23 protein-coding genes and 1 pseudogene are annotated in these 24,513 nt (G+C 75.6%); 9 read left to right on the top strand and 15 right to left on the bottom strand.

Annotation, left to right across the window (positions count from 1 at the left end):
* Window positions 1-8: 8 nt before the first annotated feature.
* Genes fabI through ACI8AK_RS07320 form a run of 3 tightly spaced genes read right to left on the bottom strand, consistent with a single transcriptional unit; the run spans window position 9 to window position 2,527 of the window.
* A complete protein-coding gene (fabI, locus tag ACI8AK_RS07330) occupies window positions 9-782 on the bottom strand; it encodes an enoyl-ACP reductase FabI (protein WP_387989756.1) in 774 nt (257 codons plus the stop codon).
* Window positions 782-1,486 (bottom strand): 3-oxoacyl-ACP reductase FabG, encoded by a 705-nt coding sequence (fabG, locus tag ACI8AK_RS07325; protein ID WP_387989753.1) that lies wholly within the window; start codon window positions 1,484-1,486, stop codon window positions 782-784. Before fabG ends, fabI begins: the two co-directional genes overlap by 1 nt.
* Window positions 1,487-1,546: 60 nt before the next feature.
* On the bottom strand, window positions 1,547-2,527 hold the full coding sequence (locus ACI8AK_RS07320) for a patatin-like phospholipase family protein (protein WP_456955665.1): 981 nt from the start codon (window positions 2,525-2,527) through the stop codon (window positions 1,547-1,549).
* A 66-nt stretch (window positions 2,528-2,593) separates the two neighbouring features.
* Between ACI8AK_RS07320 and ACI8AK_RS07315 the strand changes: the two genes are divergently transcribed.
* Window positions 2,594-2,797 (top strand): zinc-ribbon domain-containing protein, encoded by a 204-nt coding sequence (locus ACI8AK_RS07315; protein ID WP_387989747.1) that lies wholly within the window; start codon window positions 2,594-2,596, stop codon window positions 2,795-2,797.
* A gap of 34 nt (window positions 2,798-2,831) precedes the next feature.
* Here the strand turns inward: ACI8AK_RS07315 and ACI8AK_RS07310 are convergent, their stop codons facing one another.
* Window positions 2,832-3,167 (bottom strand): cytochrome P450, encoded by a 336-nt coding sequence (locus tag ACI8AK_RS07310; protein WP_456955663.1) that lies wholly within the window; start codon window positions 3,165-3,167, stop codon window positions 2,832-2,834.
* A 577-nt stretch (window positions 3,168-3,744) separates the two neighbouring features.
* Window positions 3,745-3,798 (bottom strand): annotated as a pseudogene (locus tag ACI8AK_RS07305) (ferredoxin); the annotation flags it as partial.
* Window positions 3,799-4,306: 508 nt separating this feature from the next.
* Here ACI8AK_RS07305 and ACI8AK_RS07300 point away from each other — a divergent pair.
* On the top strand, window positions 4,307-4,486 hold the full coding sequence (locus ACI8AK_RS07300; RefSeq protein ID WP_387989744.1) for a hypothetical protein: 180 nt from the start codon (window positions 4,307-4,309) through the stop codon (window positions 4,484-4,486).
* Between the two features lie 4 nt (window positions 4,487-4,490).
* On the opposite strand, the gene lhgO is transcribed toward ACI8AK_RS07300, so the two are convergent.
* Together lhgO and ACI8AK_RS07290 are read right to left on the bottom strand one after the other, a co-directional pair.
* Entirely contained in the window at window positions 4,491-5,708 is a 1,218-nt protein-coding gene (lhgO, locus tag ACI8AK_RS07295) for an L-2-hydroxyglutarate oxidase (RefSeq protein ID WP_456955661.1), read from the bottom strand.
* 100 nt (window positions 5,709-5,808) lie between these two features.
* A complete protein-coding gene (locus tag ACI8AK_RS07290) occupies window positions 5,809-7,104 on the bottom strand; it encodes a 3-deoxy-7-phosphoheptulonate synthase (protein WP_456955659.1) in 1,296 nt (431 codons plus the stop codon).
* Between the two features lie 94 nt (window positions 7,105-7,198).
* Here ACI8AK_RS07290 and ACI8AK_RS07285 point away from each other — a divergent pair, with 94 nt between their 5' ends.
* From ACI8AK_RS07285 to msrA, 3 genes are all read left to right on the top strand, one after another.
* On the top strand, window positions 7,199-8,116 hold the full coding sequence (locus ACI8AK_RS07285; RefSeq protein WP_456955657.1) for a hypothetical protein: 918 nt from the start codon (window positions 7,199-7,201) through the stop codon (window positions 8,114-8,116).
* A gap of 266 nt (window positions 8,117-8,382) precedes the next feature.
* A complete protein-coding gene (locus ACI8AK_RS07280; protein ID WP_456955656.1) occupies window positions 8,383-9,207 on the top strand; it encodes an alpha/beta fold hydrolase in 825 nt (274 codons plus the stop codon).
* Window positions 9,208-9,321: 114 nt separating this feature from the next.
* Window positions 9,322-9,837 (top strand): peptide-methionine (S)-S-oxide reductase MsrA, encoded by a 516-nt coding sequence (gene msrA, locus ACI8AK_RS07275; protein WP_387989729.1) that lies wholly within the window; start codon window positions 9,322-9,324, stop codon window positions 9,835-9,837.
* Between the two features lie 416 nt (window positions 9,838-10,253).
* On the opposite strand, the gene ACI8AK_RS07270 is transcribed toward msrA, so the two are convergent.
* The gene (locus ACI8AK_RS07270; RefSeq protein WP_387989726.1) at window positions 10,254-10,772 is read right to left on the bottom strand and encodes a hemerythrin domain-containing protein; all 519 of its coding nucleotides are present in this window, start codon (window positions 10,770-10,772) and stop codon (window positions 10,254-10,256) included.
* Window positions 10,773-10,886: 114 nt separating this feature from the next.
* Here ACI8AK_RS07270 and ACI8AK_RS07265 point away from each other — a divergent pair, with 114 nt between their 5' ends.
* Entirely contained in the window at window positions 10,887-11,858 is a 972-nt protein-coding gene (locus ACI8AK_RS07265; RefSeq protein WP_387989723.1) for a quinone oxidoreductase family protein, read from the top strand.
* A 40-nt stretch (window positions 11,859-11,898) separates the two neighbouring features.
* Here ACI8AK_RS07265 and ACI8AK_RS07260 read toward each other — a convergent pair whose 3' ends face one another.
* From ACI8AK_RS07260 to ACI8AK_RS07230, 7 genes are all read right to left on the bottom strand, one after another.
* On the bottom strand, window positions 11,899-12,858 hold the full coding sequence (locus ACI8AK_RS07260) for a VWA domain-containing protein (RefSeq protein ID WP_456902970.1): 960 nt from the start codon (window positions 12,856-12,858) through the stop codon (window positions 11,899-11,901).
* Window positions 12,859-12,889: 31 nt separating this feature from the next.
* Window positions 12,890-13,909: a DUF58 domain-containing protein gene (locus tag ACI8AK_RS07255; RefSeq protein WP_387989718.1), complete on the bottom strand. Its 1,020-nt coding sequence runs from the start codon at window positions 13,907-13,909 to the stop codon at window positions 12,890-12,892.
* Window positions 13,906-15,204, bottom strand: coding sequence for an AAA family ATPase (locus ACI8AK_RS07250; protein ID WP_456955654.1), 1,299 nt, complete (start codon window positions 15,202-15,204; stop codon window positions 13,906-13,908). The genes ACI8AK_RS07255 and ACI8AK_RS07250 overlap by 4 nt, the downstream gene beginning before the upstream one ends.
* A 389-nt stretch (window positions 15,205-15,593) precedes the next feature.
* The gene (locus tag ACI8AK_RS07245) at window positions 15,594-17,024 is read right to left on the bottom strand and encodes a C40 family peptidase (protein WP_456955652.1); all 1,431 of its coding nucleotides are present in this window, start codon (window positions 17,022-17,024) and stop codon (window positions 15,594-15,596) included.
* Between the two features lie 147 nt (window positions 17,025-17,171).
* Entirely contained in the window at window positions 17,172-18,710 is a 1,539-nt protein-coding gene (locus ACI8AK_RS07240) for an AMP-binding protein (protein WP_456902967.1), read from the bottom strand.
* 65 nt (window positions 18,711-18,775) lie between these two features.
* Window positions 18,776-19,204, bottom strand: coding sequence for a DUF1772 domain-containing protein (locus ACI8AK_RS07235; RefSeq protein WP_456902966.1), 429 nt, complete (start codon window positions 19,202-19,204; stop codon window positions 18,776-18,778).
* Between the two features lie 79 nt (window positions 19,205-19,283).
* Window positions 19,284-20,042, bottom strand: coding sequence for an SIR2 family NAD-dependent protein deacylase (locus ACI8AK_RS07230; RefSeq protein WP_456955650.1), 759 nt, complete (start codon window positions 20,040-20,042; stop codon window positions 19,284-19,286).
* A 140-nt stretch (window positions 20,043-20,182) separates the two neighbouring features.
* Here ACI8AK_RS07230 and ACI8AK_RS07225 point away from each other — a divergent pair, with 140 nt between their 5' ends.
* Genes ACI8AK_RS07225 through ACI8AK_RS07215 form a run of 3 tightly spaced genes read left to right on the top strand, consistent with a single transcriptional unit; the run spans window position 20,183 to window position 24,513 of the window.
* Window positions 20,183-23,035: an aconitate hydratase gene (locus ACI8AK_RS07225; protein ID WP_456902965.1), complete on the top strand. Its 2,853-nt coding sequence runs from the start codon at window positions 20,183-20,185 to the stop codon at window positions 23,033-23,035.
* Window positions 23,036-23,053: 18 nt separating this feature from the next.
* Window positions 23,054-23,809: an SDR family oxidoreductase gene (locus ACI8AK_RS07220; RefSeq protein ID WP_387992886.1), complete on the top strand. Its 756-nt coding sequence runs from the start codon at window positions 23,054-23,056 to the stop codon at window positions 23,807-23,809.
* The gene (locus ACI8AK_RS07215) at window positions 23,806-24,513 is read left to right on the top strand and encodes a sirohydrochlorin chelatase (protein WP_387992889.1); all 708 of its coding nucleotides are present in this window, start codon (window positions 23,806-23,808) and stop codon (window positions 24,511-24,513) included. The genes ACI8AK_RS07220 and ACI8AK_RS07215 overlap by 4 nt, the downstream gene beginning before the upstream one ends.

Below are 24,513 nucleotides of genomic sequence, written 5' to 3'. Positions count from 1 at the left end.
GTGACCGTTCACACGCCCACGGCGTGGAACCCGCCGTCGACGTGCACGATCTCGCCGGTGGTGGCGGGGAACCAGTCCGACAGCAGGGCGACGACGGCCTTGCCGGCGGGCTCGGTGTCGGTGACCGACCAGCCCAGCGGGGCGCGGCCCTCCCAGGCCTCCTCGAACTGGGCGCTGCCGGGGATGGACTTCATGGCCATGCTGCGCAGCGGGCCGGCGGCGACGATGTTGGACCGCACGCCCTCGGGCCCGAGCTCGCGGGCGAGATAGCGGCTGACCGACTCCAGCGCCGCCTTGGCCGCGCCCATCCAGCCGTAGACCGGCCAGGCGACGGAGGCGTCGAAGGTGAGCCCGACGACCGAGGACGGGTCGGCCAGCAGCGGCCGGCAGGCCTGGGTCAGCGAGGCGTAGGACCACGACGACACCTGGAACGCCGTCGCGGCGTGCTCCCAGGCGACCTCGGGGAAGCCCTCCCCCATGGCCTCCTGCGGCGCGAAGCCGATGGAGTGCACCACGCCGTCGAGGGTGTCGAAGCCGGCCTCGCGCAGCCGGTCGGCGAGCGAGGCCAGGTGCTCGGTGTCCGTCACGTCGAGCTCGACGACCGGAGCCTCCTGCGGCAGCCGCTTGGCGATCCGCTGGCACAACGACAGCGCGCGCCCGAAGTTGGACAGCACGACCGTGGCGCCCTGCTCCTGCGCGATCCGCGCGGTGGCGAAGGCGATCGACGCCTCGGTCAGCACGCCGGTGACGAGGACCTTCTTGCCCTCGAGAATGCCGCTCATCAGTGCCCCATCCCCAGTCCGCCGTCGACCGGGACGACCGCCCCGGTGACGTATCCGGCCGCGTCGCTCGCCAGGAAGCGGACGACGGCGGCGATCTCGTCTGCCTCGGCGTACCGGCCCAGCGGCACCTGCGCGAGGATCTCCTGCTGCCGCTTCTCCGGCAGCTCCGCGGTCATGTCGGTGCGCACGAACCCGGGCGCGACGACGTTCGCGGTCACGTTGCGGCTGCCGAGCTCGCGGGCGATCGAGCGGGCCAGGCCCACCAGGCCCGCCTTGCTCGCCGCGTAGTTGGTCTGGCCGGCCGAGCCGAGCAGCCCGACGACGGAGCTGACGAACACCATGCGGCCGAACCGGGCGCGCACCATCTTCGCCGAGGCGCGCTTGGCCACCCGGTAGGCGGCGGTGAGGTTGGCGTCGAGGACGTCGGCGAAGTCGTCCTCCTTCATCCGCATGAGCAGCCCGTCGCGGGTGATGCCGGCGTTGCTCACCAGCACCTCGACCGGCCCCTGCTGCTCCTCGACCTCGGTGAACGCCCGGTCGACGGCCGCGGCGTCGGTGACGTCGCACTGCACGCCGAACAGCCCGTCGGGGGCGCCGCTGCCGCGGTGGGTGACCGCCACCGAGTCGCCCTGCTCGGCGAAGGAGCGGGCGATCGCCAGCCCGATCCCCCGGTTGCCGCCGGTCACCAGCACCGACCTGCCCACGCTCGACCCCCTGGCCACCGGCGACGTTGTCAGGTGCCGAACCTAGTCGCTGGGCGCAGGTCACACCGGGTCGCGGTCGGACGCCTCCCGCAGCACCGCGGCCACCCCGGGCGTCGCGGCGTGCACGCCGGCCTGGAAGAACGACTGCTGGAGCACCTCGTGGACGCGCTCGCCGGACATGAGGTCCGCGCCCATGACCTCCTGCTCGGCCGCGCCGGGGGTGAACACGACGGTCCGGATCCCGGCCGCGCGCAGGGCCCGCACCTCCCGGTCCAGTCGCCGCTGGGAGTACCGGCGCATGGCGGCGGTGAAGTCCTGGCGCCAGCCCGGCGAGCCGCTCATCGGCGCCAGCACGACGACGACGTCCACCCCGGCGCGGCGCAGCACGGCGGCGTTGGTCGCGGAGTGCACCCCGCCGTCGACGTAGGCGTGCCGGCCGATCTGCACGGGGGCGAAGTAGCCGGGCACCGCGCAGGACGCGGCGACCGCCAGGTGCACCGGCGCCGGCGGCGCCCCGGGCCGGCCGAAGACGACGCGGCGCCCGTCCCGCCGGCGCACGGCGGTGATCCACAGGTCGCGCTCGGGCCACGTCGGGCCCTCGACCTCGCGCAGCGCCCCCAGCTGGGACACGATGTCGTGCCGGCCCGGGGCGAGCAGCGTCATGCCGGCGGTCAGCGGGCGGAACCGCCACGGGCGGGCCAGCGCCCGCGCGACCAGGTGCGGGCCGGGCACGCGCATCGGCCGGCGGAGCACGTCGAGCGGGCGGAACGGCGCGAGCTCGGGGACGGCGGTCTCGGCCATGGTGCGCAGCACGTCGTCGTCGCCGGACAGCGGCGCCCTGACCGTCCACGCGGCGAGGTCCTCCGGCGAGACGCCGGCCCGCAGCAGGGTGCCGGTGATCGACCCGGCGGAGGTGCCGACGACGACGTCGGCGGTGCGGGCGTCGAAGCCGACGTCGTGCTGCAGCACCGCCAGCACGCCCGCGTGGTAGGCCTGCCCCACCACGCCGCCGCCACCCAGCACCAGACCGACCCGGACCATCCCTCCACGGTCCCACGGCCGGGTCGGCGCGGCTCCCCGGCCCCGGGCCCCACCTACGCTGGACGGGTGTTCCTCCTCTTCGGGTTCGGCACGCGGCAGCAGGACCTCGGCCCGGGGGAGGTGCGCACCTGCCCGCGGTGCGGCAACACCACCCGGTGGGCGCGGGTGCGGCAGTTCCGCCAGCTGAGCGTGTTCTTCGTGCCGGTCGCCCGCTGGCGGCGCCGGCGGCTCGAGGTCTGCGGCGTCTGCGGCACCGCCGTCGAGGTCTGAGCCGCGACGGCGGCGCCGCGGGCCGGGCGGGTCCTCAGCCGACGCGCAGCGACAGCGAGCGGCGGCCGCGGATCTGGCCGGTGGACCAGCGCACCGCCGCCGGGTCGGCCAGCGAGGACTCGGGCACCCGGTCGAGCCAGACGTCGAGCGCCACCCGCATCTCCGTCCGCGCCAGGTGCGAGCCGACGCAGCGGTGGATGCCCAGGCCGAAGGCGGCGTGCCGGTTGGCCTGCCGGTCGACGACCACCTCGTCGGCCCGCTCGAACCGCGCGGGGTCGCGGTCGGCCGCCGGGAAGGACGGCAGCAACCGGTCCTCGGCCCGCGTCTCCACGCCGCGCCAGGTCACGTCCTCCTCGACCAGGCGCGCCACGGTGACCGGGGCGTAGGCGCGGAGGAACTCCTCGACGGCGGTGGGCCGCAGCCCGGCTCGGCGACCAGCCGGCGCCGGTCGTCGGGGTGGCCGGCGAGGTGCCACAGCGAGGCGCCGATCGCGCTCCAGGTGGTGTCGATGCCGGCGATGAGCAGCAGCGCCATCGTCCCGGCGACGTGCGCGGGCTCGAGCCGGCGGCCGTACAGCTCGACCTCGAGCAGGTGAGCGGTGAGGTCCTCGCGCGGGTGCTCGAGGTGGTCCTGGATCTGCGCGAGCAGGTACTCGAACAGGGAGCTGCTGCGCGCGAGGCGCTCTTCGGGCGGCAGGTCGATGCCCTCGAGCGCGTTCTCGACGAACTGCCGGAACCGCGGGCCGTCCTCCGGCGGGAAGCCGAGCAGGTCGGCGATGACCCGCACCGGGATGTGCTGCGCGTGGTCGGCGGCGGCGTCGACGACGTCCCGGCCCTCCAGGGCGTCGACCAGCGAGTGGCAGAACGCCCCCGTGCTCTCCTCCTGCCGGCCGACCGCGCTCTCGGTGAGTAGCCCTCGTCGTCGGCGCCGAACAGGTCCGGCGCGAGGTCGTAGCAGCGGCCGTGCCCCTGGCACAGCGACGGGTCGATCGAGATCCTCACGGGCGGCTCTCCGTTGCTCGGGCGGGCGGTTCCTGCGGTGCGCGTCCGGCGGCGAGGCGGGCGGGGACGTCGGCGGCCGCGCGCGGCAGCGCCTCGCGCGGCCGCCGCGGTGGCGCCCGGACTGCGGTCCACGTTCCGGATCGGCCAGCGGTCCGTCCCGCGCCGTCGAGGTCCGCGGGTCGCGGGGGAGGGGGCGCGTCGCCCGCCCGGCCCCCGCCGACCGGCGCGCGGTGTGACCTTGACAACACCCCGGGCTCGCCCGAGGGTCCTCCTCGCGTTCCGGCACGGAGCACTCCCGGGGCGTCCCGCCGCGGCCCGCGGCGGGCACCGACCGGCCTGAGGCGCGCCGGCGACGTCGCGCCGGAGGAGGCGCCGTGCCCCGCTCCCCCGTCCGCCGGCCCGACACGTCCCCGACCGGGCGGAGCCCCGCGACGCCGTCCCCGGCCGGCCCGGTCCGCCCGCCCGGGACCGCGCCCGTGACCGGGCCCGGGCGCTGAGGATCGGCGTCGTGCCGTCCTGGTGGGAGCGGGCGTGGGCGCGCTGGCTGGTGCACCGGCTGGAGGTGGCGAACCGGCGGTCCGCGTGCCCGCACGACGGGCTCTCCCTGCTCTGCCCGACCTGCCTGGCCGTCGCCGCGGCGGGCTTCCTGCTGCCGGCCGCTCCTCCCGTGCCGCGCGACCGCGGCTGACCGGTCAGTCCCCGTCGTCGGCGAGGACCCGCTCGGCCACGTGCTCGCCGATCGCCAGCGAGGAGGTGGCCGCCGGCGAGGGCGCGTTGCGGACGGTGACGACCGGGCCGAGCCGGTGGACGCGGAAGTCGTCGACCAGGCTGCCGTCCCGGTCGACGGCCTGGGCGCGGACGCCGGCGGGGGCGCGCACCACGTCGTCGTCGGTCAGCGCGGGCACGAACTCCCGGGCCGCGGCGAGGAACACCCGGCGGGACAGCGACCCGCGGAACTCGGCCACGCCCGTGCGCCAGTGCTGCCGGGCCAGCGGGCGCATGCCGGGCCAGGTGAGCGTCCGCAGCAGCTCGGCCGGCCGGACGTCGCGGCGCCGGTAGCCCTCGCGGGCGAACGCGAGGACGGCGTTGGGCCCGACGTCGACCCCGCCGCCGACCCGGCGGGTGAAGTGCACGCCGAGGAAGGGGTACCGGGGGTCGGGCACCGGGTAGATCAGCCCGCGGACCAGGTGCTCGCGCTCGGGCACCAGCCGGAAGTACTCGCCGCGGAACGGCACGATCGCCGGGCCCGCGTCGTCCCCCGCCAGCCGGGACACCGTGTCGCTCTGCAGCCCGGCGCAGACCACCAGCCGGTCGACCGCGAAGGCCTCGCGGCCGGAGGACACCACCACTCCCCCGCCGACCTGCGGCAGCACCGCGGTGACCTCGAAGCCGAGCCAGACGTCGTGGCCCTTGTCCCGCAGGTCGCCGGCCATGGCCCGGGCGACGGCGCGGAAGTCGACGATCGCGGTGTGCGGCGAGTGCAGCGCCGCGACGCCGGCCGCCTCCGGCTCGACCTCGCGCAGCCCCTCGGCGGACAGCCGGCGCAGGCCGGGCACCCCGTTCGCGGTGGCCCGCCGCTCGATCTCGTCCAGGGCGGGCAGCTCGTCGTCGCGGCGGGCGACGACGAGCTTGCCGCACTCGTCGTAGGCCAGGCCGTGCTCGGCGCAGAAGTCGCGCAGCAGGCCGCGGCCGCGGGTGCACAGCCGCGCCTTGAGCGAGCCGGGCGCGTAGTACAGCCCGGCGTGCACCACGCCGCTGTTGTGGCCGGTCTGGTGGACGGCGACGTCGTCCTCCTTGTCCACGACCGTGACGTGCAGGTCGGGCCGGAGCTCGGCCAGCCGGCGGGCGACCGCCAGGCCCACGATCCCGGCGCCGACGACGCCGATCCGGTCGACGGTCCCTGCGGTCACCGGCCACCTCCGTCCTCCGGGCAGGACCGCGAGCCCCGCCGTGGGCAGGGATGGTGCCCGCCCGGGGCGGGGACGGCCAGGCCCCTCGGCGCGCGCCCGGTCAGGCGGTGCCGCGGCGGGACCGGACGGCGGCGGCCAGCTCGGCCAGCAGGGCCTCCGTCGTCGCCGGGTCGACGCAGGCGTCGGTGACGCTCACGCCGTACTCGAGCCGCTCGGGGTGCTCGCGGTCGAGGTCCTGCCGGCCCTCGGCGAGGTTGGACTCGATCATCACGCCGCGGATCGCCCGCTCCCCGCCGGCGACCTGCCCGGCCAGGTCGCCCACGACCGCGGGCTGGCGGCGGTGGTCCTTCTGGCTGTTGCCGTGGGAGGCGTCGACGACGACCACCTCCGGCAGCCCGCGCGCGGCGAGCTTCCGCTTCACCTCGGCGACGTGCGCCGCCGAGTAGTTGGGGCCGTCCTTGGTGCCGCGCAGGATGACGTGGCCGGTGTCGTTGCCGGTGGTCGACAGCTGCGCCGAGACCCCGTGGTGGTCGACGCCGAGGAACTCGTGCGGGGCGCGCGCGGTGACGACGGCCTGGATGGCGGAGTCGACGCTCCCCTCGGGCGAGTTCTTGAAGCCCACCACGGACGAGAAGCCCGACACCCGCTCGCGGGCGGTCTGGTCGGTGACGTTGCGCGCGCCGACGCCGTTGTAGGTGACCAGCCCGTTGACGTACTGCGGCGTGAGCGCGTTGAGCGGCTCGGCGGCGACGGGGACGCCCATGCCGGTGATGCGGCACATGAGCATCCGGGTGGCGACCAGGCCGACGCTGATCCGGTTGGACCCGTCGAGGAACGGGTCGTAGGCGAAGCCCTTCCAGTCCACCTCGGTCCGCGGCTTCTCCGTGTAGGTCCGCATGAGGATCTCGAGGTCGTCGCCGTGCCGCGCCCGCATGCGGCCGAGGAAGGCGGCGTACTCCAGCGCGGCGGCGGGGTCGTGCACCGAGCAGGGGCCGGCGATGACGACGAGGCGGTCGTCGGCGCCGGTGAGGACGTCGGTGACCGCGGCCCGCGCGGCGCGGGTCGTCGCGGCCGACTCCGGCGACAGCGGGACGACGGTGGCCACCGCCGCGGGGGTGACGACGACGCTCAGGCCGGTGATCCGCGCGTTCACCAGGCCGGACAGGTCGGCGCCGTCCGCCGCCGAGACGCCCACCTGCCGCTGGACGCCGGGCAGCAGGTCGGCGAGCGTGGCGTCGATCTGCGCGTTCACCGTCGTCTGGACGTCGAGCAGCAGGTCGGCGATCCGCGTCGCCGCCTCCAGGATCCGGTCAGCGGGGATGGGGGCCTCCTCGGTCGTTCCCGACCGTCGAGCCAACCACAGCGGCGCAACCGCCCGGCGCCCGGTGGCGCACACCCCGCACGCGGACTCCGGCGTGACGGGTGTGGCGGCCGGGGCGGGTGGGGCGCGGCGCCGCCGCCCGCGGAGACGGCGCGCGCACCATGGGCGCGTGCCCGCCCGACCGGACGCCGTCGCCGTGCTGCCGGCCGCTCCTGGCGTGTACCGCTTCCGGGACGGCGTCGGGCGCGTCCTCTACGTCGGCCGGGCCACGCACCTGCGCTCCCGCGTCGGCTCCTACTGGGGCGACCTGCGCGACCGCCGCCACCTGCGGCGGATGGTGGGCCGGGTCGCCCGGGTCGAGGCGCTCGTCTGCGACTCCGTGCACGAGGCCGCGTGGGCCGAGCGCAACCTGCTCGAGCGCTCGCTGCCCCCGTGGAACCGGATCCCCGGGGGCCTGGAGGTCCCCGTGCGGATCCGGCTGGACCCCTCGGCGGACGCGCCGCGCCTCGACGTCGTCTCCGACGCCCGGCCCGGGCCGGGAGTGCGCCACTTCGGCCCCTACCTCGGCCGCCGCAGGGTGCGGTCGGCCGTCTCCGGGCTGTCCCGCGTGTACCCGCTCGCCCACGCCGGCCCCGGCCGGAGCGCCGGCGAGCGGGAGCTGGCGCGGCTGCGGGGCGCGCAGGACGCCTCCCTCCCGGAGCTCGCCGCCGCGCTGACGGCCGTGCTCGACCGCGAGCCGGGAGCGGTCGCCGCCGCGCTGGCGGCGCTGGGCGCCCGGCGGGACGCCGCGGCCGCGGCGCAGGCCTACGAGGCCGCGGCCCGGCTGCAGGAGGAGATCGAGGCCGTGCAGTGGGTGGTCGCGCCGCAGCGGGTCACCGCGCCCGGGGAGCAGGCCGACGGCGACGTCACCGGCTGGACGGGCGAGGTGCTCGTGCGGCTGCGCATCCGGGGTGGCCGGGTGCGCGGCTGGGACCAGGAGCCCTGCACCCGCGCCTCGTCGGGGACCCGCGCGCCGGCCGGGTGGACGCCGTTCCTCCGCCGCAACGCCGAGCTGGCCGCCCGTCTGGTCGCGCTGCCCGTCACCTGAACCGGCGCACCGGTCGACCCGCCGGGCGCCGGCTCCGGCGCCGCGGGGGTTGCGCTCGTGCGGGCGGCCCCACCACCCTGTGGCGGCCGGAGGACTGACCCCGGGGCCCGTGGCAGCGGGCGACGCCGCGGCCCCGTCGACCACCGAGTTCACCGAACCGCCCCACCGCGGCCGCTCGCCGACCACCGACTCCGGCTGGGATGAGGTCGCACCCGGGCGATCCACCTGCGGACCCGCCACCCCCGCGAGACCGACGGAGGCACGACATGGGCACGATCACGACCGACGACGGCACCGAGATCTTCTACAAGGACTGGGGCTCCGGTCAGCCGGTCGTCTTCAGCCACGGCTGGCCGCTGTCGGCCGACGACTGGGACGCGCAGATGATGTTCTTCCTGGCCCAGGGCTACCGGGTCATCGCGCACGACCGGCGCGGGCACGGCCGCTCGACCCAGACCGGCGACGGGCACGACATGGACCACTACGCCGACGACCTGGCCGCGCTGACGGCGCACCTCGACCTGCACGACGCGGTGCACGTCGGCCACTCGACCGGCGGCGGCGAGGTCGCGCGCTACCTCGGCCGGCACGGCGAGGAGCGCGTCGCCAAGGCCGTGCTGATCAGCGCGGTGCCGCCGCTCATGGTGCGGACCGACGCCAACCCCGGCGGCCTGCCGAAGAGCGTGTTCGACGACATCCAGACCCAGGTCGCCACCAACCGGTCCCGGTTCTACCGCGACCTGCCGTCGGGGCCGTTCTACGGGTTCAACCGGCCGGGCGCCGAACCGTCGGAGGCGATCATCGCCAACTGGTGGCGCCAGGGGATGACGGGCGGCGCGAAGGCCCACCACGACGGCGTCGTCGCCTTCTCCCAGACCGACTTCACCGACGACCTGCGCAAGATCACGGTTCCGGTCCTCGTGATGCACGGCGACGACGACCAGGTCGTCCCGTACGAGAACTCGGGGCCGCGGTCCGCGGAGCTCCTCCAGAACGGGACGCTGAAGACCTACGCCGGCTTCCCGCACGGCATGCCGACGACGCAGGCCGAGACGATCAACGCCGACCTGCTCGAGTTCATCCGCTCCTGACCCCGTCGCCGTTCCGGGCTGGTCTCCCCACCGGCTCCCGGCCACGGGAGCCGGTGGGAAGACCAGCCCCGGTCGCGGTGTTCAGCCTCTGGCCTGACTCAGAGGGAGGCACACGTGACCACCGAGACCGCGATCCTCGCCGGCGGCTGCTTCTGGGGCGCGCAGGACCTGCTGCGCAAGCGCCCGGGGGTGCTCTCGAGCCGCGTCGGGTACTCCGGCGGCGACACCCCGAACGCCACGTACCGCGACCACGGCGACCACGCCGAGGCGGTCGAGATCGTCTTCGACCCCGACGTGATCTCGTTCCGGGAGCTCCTGGAGTTCTTCTTCCAGATCCACGACCCCACGACGGTGGACCGGCAGGGCAACGACGTGGGCCGGAGCTACCGCTCGGCGATCTTCTACACGAGCGAGGAGCAGCGACGCGTCGCCCTCGACACGATCGCCGACGTCGACGCCTCGGGCCTGTGGCCCGGGAAGGTCGTGACGGAGGTGTCGCCGGCCGGCCCGTTCTGGGAGGCCGAGGAGGAGCACCAGGACTACCTGCAGAAGTACCCGTGGGGCTACACCTGCCACTACGTGCGGCCCGACTGGGTGCTCCCGCGCCGGGAGGCGCAGACCGCTCGATGACGTGAGGTCCCGGCCGGCCCGCCTCACCCGGCGGGCCGGCCGCCCACCGGCAGCACGACCGGCCGCGGACGCCCCGGGCCTCATGGGCACGCGAGCCGTGCGGATCACCCGCTCCGCCGGCCCCGAGGTCCTCGACGTCGTCGACCTCCCCGACCCCGTCCCCGGCGAGGGCCAGCAGCTCCACGAGGTGGGCGCGGCCGGCGCGGACCACGCCGACGACCCGCCGACGGCTGTCCTGCGGCTGACCTCACGGCTCCGGCCCACGCGACCCGACGGAGACGGTCAGCCGACAGCCGGGGTGCGGTCGCCCGGGTCGGTGGCCACTGGGACGAGGAGTCCGCACCGACCAGCAGTCGCCGGATCCGCGACCCGGGGTCCGGCCGGACAGCCGGCCGCCCGGACGAGGAGCGGCGCGCTCAGAGGGACGGATCACCCTCCGGCACCTCGGTCGCGACCACCTCGGCCAATTCCGCGTCCTCGCCGGACAGCCCCTCGGCCTGCTCGTGCTCGTCGTGGAACGCCAGCCAGCGCATCCCGAGGGCCTCCCGCTGCTCGTCGTCGACGGCCTCCTTGAACGAGGGGAAGAAGTCCGTCTCCTCCTCGGCCATGTGGTCGGCGTTGACCTGCCGCGCGGTGCGCACCGCCTCCCACCAGGCCTCGCTGCCGACCTCGTGCTCCCCGACGGCGGCCGCGGCGTGCCGGATCTCGTTGTGGTCGTGCACGCCCTCCGCCGTCTCCTGCTCGCCGTCCGCCTCCTGCGCGAGCAGCGGGTAGAACAGCTGCTCCTCGGCGACGGCGTGGACCTCGAGCTTGGCGTGCAGGGCCTCCCACGCCGCGGCGAGCTCCTGGCCGGACAGGTCCTCGAGCGCCGAGAACTCCCGCCGGAAGACCTCGTGCTCGGCCAGGACGAGGGCGGTGATCTCGAAGTCGGACATGCCGGACACCTACCCGCACCGAGGGGAGGTAGGCCGGCGGAGCAGGCCCGGGCGCTCCCGGGGCCGGCCGCCGCCGTTCACGGTCGGCCGGGCCCACGCCATAGCCTCAGCTGCATGCGTGCCGTGCAGATCACCCGCTTCGGCGGCCCCGAGGTCCTCGACGTCGTCGACCTCCCCGACCCCGTCCCCGGCGACGGCCAGCAGCTCTACGAGGTGAGCGCGGCCGGCGTGAACTACGCCGACACCCACCAGACCGAGGACAGCTACCTCGCCCCGCAGACGCTGCCGCTGATCCCGGGCGCGGAGTTCGTCGGCCGGCCGGTGGGCGGCGGCGAGCGCGTCGTCGGCCTGCTCGACGGCGGCGGCTACGCGGAGAAGGTCGTCGCCAACCCGCGGCTGACCTGGCCGGTGCCCGACGCCGTCACCGACGAGCAGGCCCTCGCCCTCGTGCTGCAGGGCACCACCGCCTGGCACCTGCTGCGCACCAGCGCGCACCTGGCCGCGGGCGAGTCGGTCGTCGTCATCGCCGGCGCCGGCGGGGTCGGCTCGCTGGCCGTCCAGCTGGCCAAGCGGTGGGGCGCCGGGCGGGTCGTCGCGACCGCCTCCAGCCCGGAGAAGCGCGCGCTGGCCGAGGAGCTCGGCGCCGACGCCACCGTCGACCCGGCGCTGGCCGACGACGACCCGAAGACGTTCACCGCCGCGCTGCGCGAGGCCAACGGCGGCAAGCGGGTCGACGTCGTCCTGGAGATGACCGGCGGCAACGTCTTCGACGGCTCGTTGTCCGCGCTGGCGCCGTTCGGCCGGCTCGTGGCCTACGGCATGGCCGGCCGTCGCCCGCCGAAGCCGGTGCAGGCGCCGTCGCTCATGGGCACCAGCCGCGCGGTCGTCGGCTTCTGGCTGGCGCACTGCTTCAGCCGCCCGGCCATGCTCGACGACGCCATGACCGAGCTGCTCCAGCTCACCGCCGACGGGGCGCTCAAGCCGGTCGGCGGCGGCCGCTACCCGCTGACCGCCGTCCGCGAGGCGCACCAGGACATCCTGTCCCGCCGCACCGCCGGCAAGCTCGTCCTCGACCCGACCGAGTAGGGCCCCGGGCCGGGGAGGGTGCCCTCCCCGGCCCGGTCCGTCAGAAGAGGCGCTGCAGGCGCCAGGCCGCGAGGCCCAGCCCGCACGCCAGCAGCAGCGTGGCGACGCGGACGAACCAGTACGAGACGTCCCGCGGCTCGGTGGTGTAGCCGATCTGGCTGCCGAGGTCGTCGTAGACCGCCTCGAGCTCGGCGCGGCTGCGCGCCTCGTTGTACTGCCCGCCGGTCTCGTCGGCGATCTGCCGCAGCGCGTCGCGGTCGATCGGCACCGGCGTCACCTCGCCGCCGATCTCGATCGAGCCGTAGTCGGTGCCGAACGCGATCGTCGACACCGGCACCTCGGCCGCCTGCGCCGCCGCGATGGCCTGCGTGTTCTCCCGGCCCACGGTGTTGTAGCCGTCGGACAGCAGCAGGATCCGCGCCGGCGGCAGCTGCTCGGGGTCCTCGACGTCGAGCGTCGACTGGAACGTGGTGATCGTGGTCAGCGAGGTGAAGATGGCCTCGCCGATCGCCGTCGCCTCCGACAGCTCCAGGTTCTGGATCGCGCCGCGCACCTGCTCGCGGTCGGTGGTCGGTGCCACCAGCGTCGAGGCGGTGCCGGAGAACGACACCAGCCCCAGGTTGATCCGCTCCGGGAGGATGTCGACGAAGTCGCTGGCGGCGTCCTTCATCGCCTCGAACCGGCTGGGCTCGATGTCCTCGGCCTGCATCGACAGCGAGACGTCCAGCGCGAGGACGACGGTCGCGGTCTCCCGGGGCACCCGGACCTCGGTGCTCGGCTGCGCCAGCGACAGCACCAGCCCCAGCAGCGCGGTCAGCGTCAGGCCGAACGCGACGTGCCGCACCCAGCCGGCCCGCTTGGGCAGCAGGCTCTGCGCCAGCCCGGTCTGGGAGAACCGCGCCGCGTACACCCGGCGGCGCAGCTGGCGGACGACGTAGAGGACCGCCAGCGCGACGACGGGGACGAGCGCGATCAGCCACAGCGGTGACTGGAAACTCACGGGCGGGCCTCTCTCGTGGTGCGGGGGGAGCTCACCGGGACGCCCCGCCGCTGCCGGCGCGCCGCCGGTCGGCGACGAACCGGACGACGTCCATCACCCAGTCGCGGTCGGTGCGCAGCTGCAGGTGCCCGGCCCCGGCGCGGCGCAGCGAGGCGGCGATCGCCCGCCGCTGCTCGGCCGCGGCCTCGGCGAAGCGGGCGCGGAAGCGCGGGTCGCCGGTGGGCACCTCGAGCGTCTGCCCGGTCTCCGGGTCGACGACGGTCAGCGGGCCGACGTCGGGCAGCTCCAGCTCGCGCGGGTCGACCACCTCGATGGCCAGCAGCTCGTGCCGGGCGCCCAGACCCCGCAGCGGGCGCTCCCAGTCCAGGTCGCCGAGGAAGTCGGAGACGACGACCACCAGCCCGCGGCGGCGCGGCGGGCGGCGCAGCGTCTCCAGCGCGGCGGCCAGGTCGCCGCGGCGGCCGGTCGTGGCCCGCGGGGTGGCGACGACGGCGCGCAGCAGCCGGTCGGCGGCCAGCCGCCCCGCCTGCGCCGGGTACCGGTCGACCCGCTCGCCGGTGGTGACGACGGCGCCGAGCCGGTTGCCACCGCGCACCGTGAGGTGGCTGACCGCGGCGAGCCCGGCGATCGCGAGGTCCCGCTTGTCGCAGTTGCCGGTGCCGAAGTCGAGGCTGGCCGAGAGGTCGACCACCGCCCAGGTCTCCAGCTCGCGGTCGGCGATCGTCTCGCGGACGTGCGGCACCTGCGTGCGGGCGGTCACCGGCCAGTCCATGCGCCGGACGTCGTCGCCGGGGTGGTAGGTCCGGGAGTCGCCGGCCTCGCTGCCGGAGCCGGGCACCAGACCGAGGTGGTCGCCCTGCAGCAGCCCGTCCAGGCGCCGGCGGACGGTGAGCTCCAGCCGCTGCAGCAGCACGTCGGCCGGGCCCTCGCCGAAGTGCGGCAGGTCGCCGTCGGGGTCGGCCGTCGCTACGGCAGGGGCGCCGGCGTCGGGCTCGTCGGCGGGCGCGGCCGGGTCCTCCCCGGTCCGCGCCCGGCCGCGCCGCAGTCTCACGCCTGCGGGGTCCCCGGGACGTGCCCGTTGCCGCCGGGAGCCTGGGGCGCCTGGCCGTTGCCGGTCCGGGCCTGCGGGGAGGAGCCGTGGGCGGACGCGCCGTGCGGGGGCTGGCCGTTGGGGACCGGGCCGCCGGGCTGGGGCTGCGGGGCGGGCGGGAAGCCGGGCCCGTAGGGGCCCTGCGGACCGCCCGGCGGCGGGCCGTACTGCGGCGCCCCCGGCGGCGGCACCTGCGGCCCGCCCGGCGCGGCCGGGCCGAAGCCGCCGGCCCGCTGCCGCGGGGTGACCTGGGGCAGCGGCACCGTCTGCAGGATCCGCTTGACCACGTGGTCGGCGGGCACGCCGTCGGCCAGCGCGTCGTAGGACAGCACCAGCCGGTGGCGCAGCACGTCGGTGGTGACGTCGAGGACGTCCTGCGGCAGCACGTAGTCGCGGCCGCGGACCAGCGCCAGCGCCCGGCTGGCGGCGATCAGGCCGAGCGAGGCGCGCGGGCTCGCGCCGTAGGAGACCCACGAGGCGACGTCGTCCATGCCGTGCTCGCGCGGCTGCCGGGTGGCGACGACGAGCCGGACGACGTAGTCGACCAGCGCGTGGTGCACGAACACCTGCGAGGCGGTGCGCTGCATGCGGCGCAGGTCCTCGGGGCCGAGGACGGTCTCGGGCACCGGCGGGTTCGCGCCCATCCGGTAGATGATCTCGCGCTCCTCCTCCGGCGTCGGGTAGTCGACGAGCACCTTCATGAGGAAGCGGTCGCGCTGGGCCTCGGGCAGCGGGTAGACGCCCTCGGACTCGATCGGGTTCTGCGTGGCCAGCACGAGGAACGGGTCGGGCAGCGGGTGGGTGACGCCGCCGATGGAGACCTGCCGCTCGGCCATGACCTCCAGCAGCGCCGACTGCACCTTCGCCGGCGCGCGGTTGATCTCGTCGGTCAGGACGAAGTTGGCGAACACCGGGCCGAGCTCGGTGTCGAAGGCGTCCTGCCCGGCCTTGTAGATGCGGGTGCCGAGGATGTCGGCCGGCACCAGGTCGGGGGTGAACTGCAGGCGGGCGAACTTCCCGCCGACGACGGTGGCCAGCGTCTCGACGGCGAGGGTCTTCGCGACGCCGGGCACGCCCTCGAGCAGCACGTGGCCGCGGGCGAGCAGGGCCACCAGCATCCGCTCGACCAGCCGGTCCTGGCCGACGATGACCCGCTTGATCTCGAACAGCGCGCGCTCCAGCAGCGCGGCGTCCACCGAGGGCGGGACCGGTGCGCCGGCGGGCTTCTCGAGCGGGGTGCTGGCGGCGGTGGTCACAGGGCTCCCTGTCGTGCCGGTCCGCGGCCTCCGGACGCGTCACGGGAGCGACACGGGGGCCGGTGACGGGGCCTCTCGCCCGTCCCACGAGCCAGTGTCCTACACGCGGCCGGGAGTCCGACCGCCGTGCGCGCTGGCACGCCGGGCGCCCGTCCCGGGGTGCTCCGCGCGACGCGCCGGGCGACGCGCCGATCGGAGGACGAAGGCCGCGGCGCGCCGGGTCTTCCCCCTGCCCCGCCGGGGCCCCTGCTGCTAGCGTGGCCCCTGCGTCGGGCAGCTCCCCCCGTGGCTGCCCGACGCCCCGAACTCTCGCCCCGTCCGCTCCCCGTGGCCTCCCCGCAGGGTCCCGCCGCGGGCCTGCGAGCGGCGGGGGGCAGCGAGGTCCTCCCTCAGGCGGTCGGCCGCACGGCTCCGAAGTAGTCGCTGCCGTACCACATCGACGACACCCGGACGACGTCGCCGCTCTGCGGCGCCTGCACCACCTTGCCGTCGCCGATGTAGAGCGCCACGTGGTAGATGTCCAGGTACGAGCTGCCGTTGGCCCAGAAGACCAGGTCACCGGCGCGCAGGTCCGCCCGGGCGACGGTCTTGCCGCGGTTGAGCCACCACTGGTCGCGGCTGGTGCCGCCGATCCGGATGCCGGCCTGGGCGTAGGCGTACTCGGTCAGCCCCGAGCAGTCGAAGCCGTAGACCCGGGTGTCCGGCGGGATGCCGTAGGACGGGCCGTTGGCGCCGCCACCGCCCCAGCTGTAGGGCAGGCCGCGCTGCGACAGCGCCGCGTCGACGGCCGTCTGCACCGCCGAGCCGGAGGGCGCGCCGGCCGTCGTGGTGGCCGGCGGCGTCGGGTTGCTGCTCGACGACCCGCCCGACGACGACCCGCCCGACGACCCACCCGACGACGAGCCGCCCGACGACGGGCGGCTCGAGGACGAGCCCGAGGACGAGCCCGACGAGGACGACGACGAGGAGGACGAGCTGCCGGCCGGGCCGCGCGACGGCGCGGCCTGGCTCGCCGAGGCGGCCGCCGCCTGGCGGGCGGCCGCGGCGGCCTGGGCGGCCGCGGCCGCGGCGGCGGCCTCGGCGGCGTCCTGCTCCGCCTGCATGCCGGCCACCTGCTGCCCGGCGGCCTCGGCCTGTGCGGCGACGGCGTCGCGCTGCTCGGCGAGCGCGGCGCTCTGCTCGCGGGAGGCGGTCTCCTGGGCCTGCGCGCCGGCCAGCGCCTGGGCGGCCTGCTCCTGCAGCGTCTCGGCCTGCACGGACGCCGTCTGCGCCTGCTGCTGGGCCTGGGTGGCCTGCTCCTGCAGCACGGTCAGCTCGCCGACGACGTCGACGCGGTGGGTGCCGGCCGCCTCGAGCAGCGCGGCGCGCTCGACCAGCTGGGCGGGGCCGGCGGCGGAGAGCAGCGCGGTGGCGCCGGGCGCGGTGCTGCCCTGCATGTAGACCGTGCGGGCGTGGCGGGCGACCTGCGTGCGGCCCTCGGCGAGGTCGGCGTCGGCCTGCGCGGCGGCGGCCGTGGCGGCGTCGGCGGCCGTGCGGGCGGCCTCGTAGGCGGCCTGCGTCTCCTCGTAGTCCTGCAGCGCGATCTGCGCGGCCTGGTGCGCCTCCGCGGCGGCGGCCTCGGCCTGGGCCAGCTGGGCGCTGAGCACGCCGACCTGCGCGGCGGCCGCGTCGCGGGCGGCCTCGGCGGCGGCGATCTCGGCGTCGCTCGGCGCGGCCGACGCGGTGCCCGGCGCCAGCCCGAGGACGACCAGCCCGGCGACCGCCGTGCCCGCCGCCCGGACCGCCCAGCGGTGATGTCGCGTGCGCGTACCCGTACCCACGTGCCGACCCCTCCCGGTGCGCCGGCGTCGCAGGCCGGGCGCTGGTCTCCGGACGCCCGTGCGGGCGCCACCCGGACCGGTTGTCGACCGGTCCGGGTGACCTCCGGAGGGGCAGGCGGGCGGATCTCCCCCCTAGGGGGGAGCGCGCTAGTTCACCTGGCGGCCGCCGGTCCCCGACCAGAACGGCTCGCGCAGCTTGAACTTCTGGATCTTGCCGGTGGCGGTGCGGGCCAGCTCGTCCCGGAACTCGACCCGCTTGGGGGCCTTGTAGCCGGCCAGCCGGGACCGGCAGTGGGCGATGATCTCCGCCTCGGTCGCCGTCTCGCCCTCGGCGAGCACCACCAACGCGGTCACCAGCTCGCCCCACTTCTCGTCGGGGATGCCGATGACGGCGACCTCGGCGACGGCGGGGTGGCTGAAGACGGCGTCCTCGACCTCGATCGAGGAGACGTTCTCACCGCCGGTGATGATCACGTCCTTCTTGCGGTCGGAGATCGTCAGGTAGCCGCCGTCGTCGAGGCTGCCGCCGTCGCCGGTGTGGAACCAGCCGCCCTCCAGTGCCTCGGCGGAGGCGTCGGGGTTCTCCCAGTAGCCGGCGAGCACGGTGTTGCCCTGCGCCAGCACCTCCCCGGACTCGCTCACCGCGATGCGGGTGCCGATCGCCGGCACGCCGGCGCGCGACAGCCGCCTGGCGCGCTCCTCGGGGTCGAGCTCGTCGTACTCGGCGCGCGGCCGGTTGATCGTGAGCAGCGGCGCGGTCTCGGTGAGGCCGTAGATCTGGTTGAACTCCCAGCCGAGCTCGGCCTCGACCCGGGCGATCGTCCGCGACGGCGGCGGCGCCCCGGCGACGACGATGCGCACCCGGTCGCGGCCGGGGACCTCGCCGTCCCACTCGGCGGCGGCGTCGAGGACGGCGTTCCACACCGCCGGCGCGCCGGACATCATCGTGACGCCGTGCCGCTCGACCCGGCGCAGGATCTCCGCGCCGTCCACCTTGCGCAGCACCACCTGGCGGGCGCCGACGCCGGCCATCGTGTACGGCAGGCCCCAGCCGTTGCAGTGGAACATCGGCAGCGTGTGCATGTAGACGTCGCGGTCGCCGACCTGCATGTGCATGCCGAAGGTGACCGCGTTGACCCAGATGTTCCGGTGGGTCATCTGCACGCCCTTGGGCCGCGCCGTCGTCCCGCTCGTGTAGTTGATCGTGGCGGTGGCGTCCTCGTCGGGCTCGCTCCACGGCCGCGGCTCGGCGTCGAAGGCCAGCAGCTGCTCGTACTCCTCGCCGGTGGTGAACCGGTGCTCGGCCTCGACGCCCTTGAGGCTCGCCTCCAGCTCGGGGTCGACCAGCAGCACGCGCGCGCCGCAGTGCCCGACGATGTAGGAGACCTCCTCGGGGTTGAGCCGGAAGTTGACCGGCACCGCCACGCGCCCCGACGACGGGACGGCGAGCAGCACCTCGAGCAGCCGGGCGGCGTTGTGGCTGACGACAGCGATCCGCTCGCCCTCCCCCACACCGAGCGCGTCGAGGCCGGCCTGCAGCGCGCGGCCGCGGCGGGCCACCTCGCGCCAGGTCACCTCGCCCACCGACGGGGCGGGCTGGTCCGGTTCGTCCACGACGCCGACGCGGTCGCCGTAGACCAGCTCGGCGCGGTCGAGGAAGTCGCGGGTGGTGAGGGGCACGCGCATGCCGGGCTCCCGGTGGCCAGGGCTGCCGGCGCGCCGGTCAGCCGCTCGACGTGGTCGGGGTCACGCTAGCCGCTGACGAGCAGCAGCCACCCGGCCGCGACCGTGCCGAGGGTGGCGGCCACCGCCCGGACGGTGTCCGCCCGCAGCAGCCGGCCGAACGCGCCGGCGTCGAACCCCTCGCCCAGCCGCCGGTGCAGCGGCACGGCGAGCAGCGCGGTGACGCCGAGGACGACGGCCAGGCAGGCGCCGCCCGCGAGCACCGGCAGCAGCGGGACGCCGTCGGGCCGGGCGGCCAGCAGCCACAGCGTGGTGACGCCCTGCCCGGCGAACAGCGGGCCCACGACCCGGGACACGCGCCGCTGGTGCGCCCGCTCGTAGGCCGGGAACGCCGCGGCCGGGACCTGCGCGAACTGCGGGTAGACCAGTGCCCGCACGGTCCACTGGAAGCCGGCGTAGGCCGCCGTCAGCGCCAGGTGGACGACGAGCAGGGTCACCGCGTCCGCAGGACGCGCGCCCGCCGCGGCAGCTCGTCGAGCACCGGTGCCCGATGGCGCGCCTCCGGTCCGGCCCGGGTCACGCCGTCCCCAGCAGCCGCGGCAGCGCCGTCGAGATGGGCTCGCGGACGACGAGGTCGGCCAGCCCGTCGTAGGGCGTGGGCTCGGCGTTGACGATGACCACCCGCGCGCCGTGCGCGGCGGCGATCTCGACCAGCCCGGCCACCGGGTACACGACCAGCGAGGTGCCGACGGCGAGGAAGACGTCGCAGTCCGCGGCGGCGGCGGCCGCGGCGTCGAGGACCCGCTCGTCCAGGGCCTGCCCGAAGCTCACCGTCGCGGACTTGAGGATGCCGCCGCAGACGGTGCAGGCCAGGTCGGGGTCGCCGGCGTCGATGCGGGCCAGCGCCTCGTCCATCGACGTCCGGTCCCCGCACGACAGGCACTCGACCGCGTGCACCGTGCCGTGCAGCTCGAGCACCGCCCGCGGCGAGGACCCGGCGGCCTGGTGCAGCCCGTCGACGTTCTGGGTGAGCAGCGCCCGCAGCCGGCCCTGCCGCTCCAGGTCGGCCAGCGCCCGGTGCCCGGCGTTCGGGGCGATCGTGGCCGCCCGCACGTCCGCCCGCATGCGCCACGCCTTGCGCCGGATCTCCGGGTCGGCGACGTAGTAGGACAGCGTCACGAGCTTCTCGGCGTCCGGGTCACGGGTCCACACGCCGTTGGGGCCGCGGTAGTCGGGGATGCCGCTGTCGGTGGAGATCCCGGCGCCGGTCAGGACGGTCACCCGCCGGGCCTGCGCCAGCCAGGCGGGCAGCGGGTCGGGGACGGCGCCGGTCACGCGCCCCACGGTAGGTCGCCGGTGGGAGCGACGTCACCGGGGAAGGGAAGGGTCGCCTCACCAGTGCGTCTCCGCAGGCGGCTGGGATGATGGGGGGTGGCATTCAAGCCCGATGGACTCTCGAGGGTGAGGCGCAAGCAGTGGCAGCCAGCAAGGACAGCTTCGGAGCCCGGTCGACGCTCAGCGTCGACGGCACCGACTACGACATCTACCGGCTCGACGCGGTCGAGGGCGCAGACCGGCTCCCCTTCAGCCTGAAGGTCCTCCTCGAGAACCTGCTGCGCACCGAGGACGGCGCGGACATCACCGCCGACCACATCCGGGCGCTGGCGAACTGGGACCCCTCGGCCGAGCCCGACCAGGAGATCCAGTTCACCCCGGCCCGCGTGGTCATGCAGGACTTCACCGGCGTCCCCTGCATCGTCGACCTCGCCACCATGCGCGAGGCCATGGCGGAGCTCGGCGGCGACCCGAACAAGATCAACCCGCTCGCCCCGGCCGAGCTGGTCATCGACCACTCCGTCATCGCCGACGTCTTCGGCACCCCGGACTCGTTCGAGCGCAACGTCGAGATCGAGTACCAGCGCAACGGCGAGCGCTACCAGTTCCTGCGCTGGGGCCAGGGCGCCTTCGACGACTTCAAGGTCGTCCCCCCGGGCATGGGCATCGTCCACCAGGTCAACATCGAGCACCTGGCCCGCGTGGTGTTCCCGCGGCAGGAGGGCGACCGCGTCGTCGCCTACCCCGACACCTGCGTGGGCACCGACTCGCACACCACGATGGTCAACGGCCTGGGCGTGCTGGGCTGGGGCGTCGGCGGCATCGAGGCCGAGGCCGCGATGCTCGGCCAGCCGGTCTCGATGCTCATCCCGCGCGTGGTCGGCTTCAAGCTGACCGGCGAGCTGCCCGAGGGCTCCACCGCCACCGACCTGGTCCTCACGATCACCGAGATGCTGCGCCGGCACGGCGTCGTCGGGAAGTTCGTCGAGTTCTACGGCGAGGGCGTCTCCGCGGTGCCGCTGGCCAACCGCGCCACGATCGGCAACATGAGCCCGGAGTTCGGCTCGACCGCGGCGATGTTCCCCATCGACGAGGAGACCATCGCCTACCTGCGGCTCACCGGCCGCTCGGCCGAGCAGGTCGCCCTGGTCGAGGCCTACGCCAAGGAGCAGGGCCTCTGGCACGACCCGTCGCGCGAGCCGGCCTTCTCCGAGTACCTCGAGCTGGACCTGTCCACGGTCGTCCCCTCGATCGCCGGCCCGAAGCGGCCGCAGGACCGCGTCGCGCTGTCGGACGCCAAGGCCTCCTTCCGCGCCGCGCTGCCGGACTACGTCGCCGACGACCAGACCGGCGGCGACGACCGCAAGCCCGGCGTCCCGCAGAACGAGCAGCCCTACGGCGTGGTGTCCGCGGCCGACGAGGCCTCGGCCGAGTCGTTCCCGGCGTCGGACCCGGTGAGCCCCTTCGCCCACGGCAACGGCGAGGACGGCAAGCCGCACCCGTACCTGCCCGGCGAGTCGCTGCCCGACCGGCCGAACAAGCCGACCAGGGTGGTGCTCGAGGACGGCACCGAGACCTTCGTCGACCACGGCCACGTCGTGATCGCCGCGATCACCTCCTGCACCAACACCTCCAACCCGCAGGTGATGCTCGGGGCGGCGCTGCTGGCGAGGAAGGCCGTCGAGGCGGGCCTGCAGACCAAGCCGTGGGTCAAGACGACGCTGGCGCCCGGCTCGAAGGTCGTCACCGACTACTACGAGAAGTCCGGCCTCACCCCGTACCTGGAGAAGCTCGGCTTCTTCCTGGTCGGCTACGGCTGCACCACCTGCATCGGCAACTCCGGCCCGCTGCCGGAGCCGGTGTCGGCCGCGGTCAACGAGGCCGACCTCGCCGTCGTCTCGGTGCTGTCGGGCAACCGGAACTTCGAGGGCCGGATCAACCCCGACGTCAAGATGAACTACCTGGCCAGCCCGCCGCTGGTCATCGCCTACGCGCTGGCCGGCTCGATGGACGTCGACATCACGTCCGAGCCGCTGGGCAAGGGCAAGGACGGCCAGGACGTGTACCTGCGCGACATCTGGCCCTCGCCGGCCGAGGTGCAGCGGGTCATCGACGAGGCGGTCTCGGCCGAGCAGTTCGGCCGCAGCTACGAGGACGTCTTCGCCGGCACCGAGCAGTGGCAGAACCTGCCCACGCCCACCGGTGACACGTTCTCGTGGGACGCCGAGAGCACCTACGTCCGCAAGCCCCCGTACTTCGAGGGCATGCAGGACCGGCCGGCCCCGGTCCAGGACATCACCGGCGCCCGGGCGCTGGCGGTGCTCGGCGACTCGGTGACCACCGACCACATCTCGCCCGCGGGGTCGATCAAGGCCGACAGCCCGGCCGGGAAGTACCTGCGCGAGCACGGCGTGGAGCGGCGCGACTTCAACTCCTACGGCTCCCGCCGCGGGAACCACGAGGTCATGATCCGCGGCACCTTCGCCAACATCCGGCTGCGCAACCAGCTGGTGCCCGGCACCGAGGGCGGCGTCACCAAGAACCACCTGACCGGCGAGACGACGACGATCTACGACGCCTCCGTCGCCTACCAGGAGGCCGGCATCCCGCTGGTCGTGCTGGCCGGCAAGGAGTACGGCTCCGGCTCGTCGCGCGACTGGGCGGCCAAGGGGACGGCGCTGCTCGGCGTCAAGGCGGTCATCGCGGAGAGCTACGAGCGGATCCACCGCTCCAACCTCATCGGCATGGGCGTGCTGCCGCTGCAGTTCCCCGAGGGCGAGAACCGCGAGTCGCTCGGCCTGACCGGCGACGAGGAGTTCACGATCACCGGGATCACCGAGCTGAACGAGGGCCGCACGCCCCGCACGGTGAAGGTGAAGGCGGGCGACGTGGAGTTCGACGCCCGCGTCCGCATCGACACCCCCGGCGAGGCGAACTACTACCGCAACGGCGGGATCATGCAGTACGTCCTCCGCTCGCTGCGCAACGCCTGATCGGAGGCTGATCCCCCGATGGACCTGGGCCTGGGCGGTCGCGGGTACCTGCTCACCGGCGCGAGCCGGGGGCTGGGCCTGGCGACCGCCCGGGCCCTCGTCGCCGACGGGGCCCGGGTCCTCGTCAGCTCCCGCTCCCCCGAGTCGGTCTCCGCGGCCGTGGCGGAGCTGGGCGACGGCGCGTCCGGGGTGGCCGCCGACCTCGCCGACCCCGGCGCCGCCGACCTGCTCGTCGGCCGCGCGCTCGAGGTGCTCGGCCGGGTCGACGGCGTGCTGGTCTCCGTCGGCGGCCCGGCGCCGGGGACGGTGCTGACGACGGCGGAGGACGACTGGCGGGCCGCCGTCGACAGTGTGCTGCTCGGCCCCCTGCGGCTGGTCCGGGCGCTGGAGCCGCACCTGTCCGCCGGGGCGGCGATCGGGTTCGTGCTGTCGACGTCGGTGCGCCAGCCGATCGGGCACCTGGCCATCTCCAACGCGCTGCGCCCGGGCCTGGCCATGACCGCGAAGGCGCTGGCCGACGAGCTCGGCCCACGCGGGATCCGGGTGGTCGGGCTGATGCCCGGCACGATCGCCACCGACCGGATCACCGACATCGAGGCCGCGTCCGGCGACCCGGCGGCGATGCGGGCGCGCACCGAGGCCGGCATCCCGCTGCGCCGCGTCGGCGAGCCCGACGAGTTCGGCCGGGTGGCGGCCTTCCTGCTCTCCCCCGCCGCCGGCTACGTCACCGGCACGATGGTGGCGGTCGACGGCGGCGTCCTGCGCACCCCGTGAGCGACGCTCCGGTCCTCGTCGCGTGCGCGCACGGCACGCGCAACCCGACCGGGCGCCGGCTGGTCGCCGAGCTGGCCCTGGCCGCGCGCCGGCTGCGCCCGGGGCTGGTGACGACGGCCGCCTTCGTCGACGTGCAGCCGCCCACGGTGGTCGACGTCGTCGCGGGCCTCGCCGCGGAGGGGCGGCCGGCCGTCGTCGTGCCGCTGCTGCTGTCCGGCGGGTACCACGTGCACGTCGACATCGCGGGCGCCGTGGCCGCGCACGAGTCCGCCGTCGCCGCCCGCCCGCTGGGCCCCGACCCGCGGCTGGCCGACGTCCTCTCCGACCGGCTGGTGCAGGCCGGCGCCGACCCGCGCGACCCCCTCACCGCCGTGGTCCTCGCCGCCGCGGGCTCCAGTGACCCGCGGTCGGTGGCCGACGTCGAGGACACCGCCGACCTCCTGCAGCGCTCCTGGGCCGGCCCCGTCACCACCGGCTACGGCTCGGCCGCGCAGCCCCCGGTCGCCGACGCGGTCGCCGCCGCGCGGAAGGCCGGCGCCGAGCGGGTCGTCGTCGCCGCCTACCTGCTCGCGCCCGGCCACTTCCACGGCAGGCTGGCCGAGGCCGGCGCCGACGTCGTCACCGCTCCCCTGCTGCCCGACGAGCGCATCGCCGCCGTCCTGCTCGACCGCTACGACGCCGCGGTCGGGAGCCGTCAGGGCTAG

It is taken from the genome of Geodermatophilus sp. SYSU D00867, assembly GCF_054050315.1.
The sequence above is the reverse complement of the archived record's forward strand: the minus strand, read 5'-3'. Positions and strand labels throughout refer to the sequence as shown.

Excerpts from the sequence above, each read along its gene's own strand:
- fabI (WP_387989756.1), bottom strand. The coding sequence starts at position 782 with ATGAGCGGCATTCTCGAGGGCAAGAAGGTCCTCGTCACCGGCGTGCTG.
- ACI8AK_RS07320 (WP_456955665.1), bottom strand. The coding sequence starts at position 2,527 with ATGGTCCGGGTCGGTCTGGTGCTGGGTGGCGGCGGCGTGGTGGGGCAG.
- ACI8AK_RS07280 (WP_456955656.1), top strand. The coding sequence starts at position 8,383 with ATGGGCACGATCACGACCGACGACGGCACCGAGATCTTCTACAAGGAC.
- ACI8AK_RS07270 (WP_387989726.1), bottom strand. The coding sequence starts at position 10,772 with ATGTCCGACTTCGAGATCACCGCCCTCGTCCTGGCCGAGCACGAGGTC.
- ACI8AK_RS07265 (WP_387989723.1), top strand. The coding sequence starts at position 10,887 with ATGCGTGCCGTGCAGATCACCCGCTTCGGCGGCCCCGAGGTCCTCGAC.
- ACI8AK_RS07240 (WP_456902967.1), bottom strand. The coding sequence starts at position 18,710 with ATGCGCGTGCCCCTCACCACCCGCGACTTCCTCGACCGCGCCGAGCTG.
- ACI8AK_RS07220 (WP_387992886.1), top strand. The coding sequence starts at position 23,054 with ATGGACCTGGGCCTGGGCGGTCGCGGGTACCTGCTCACCGGCGCGAGC.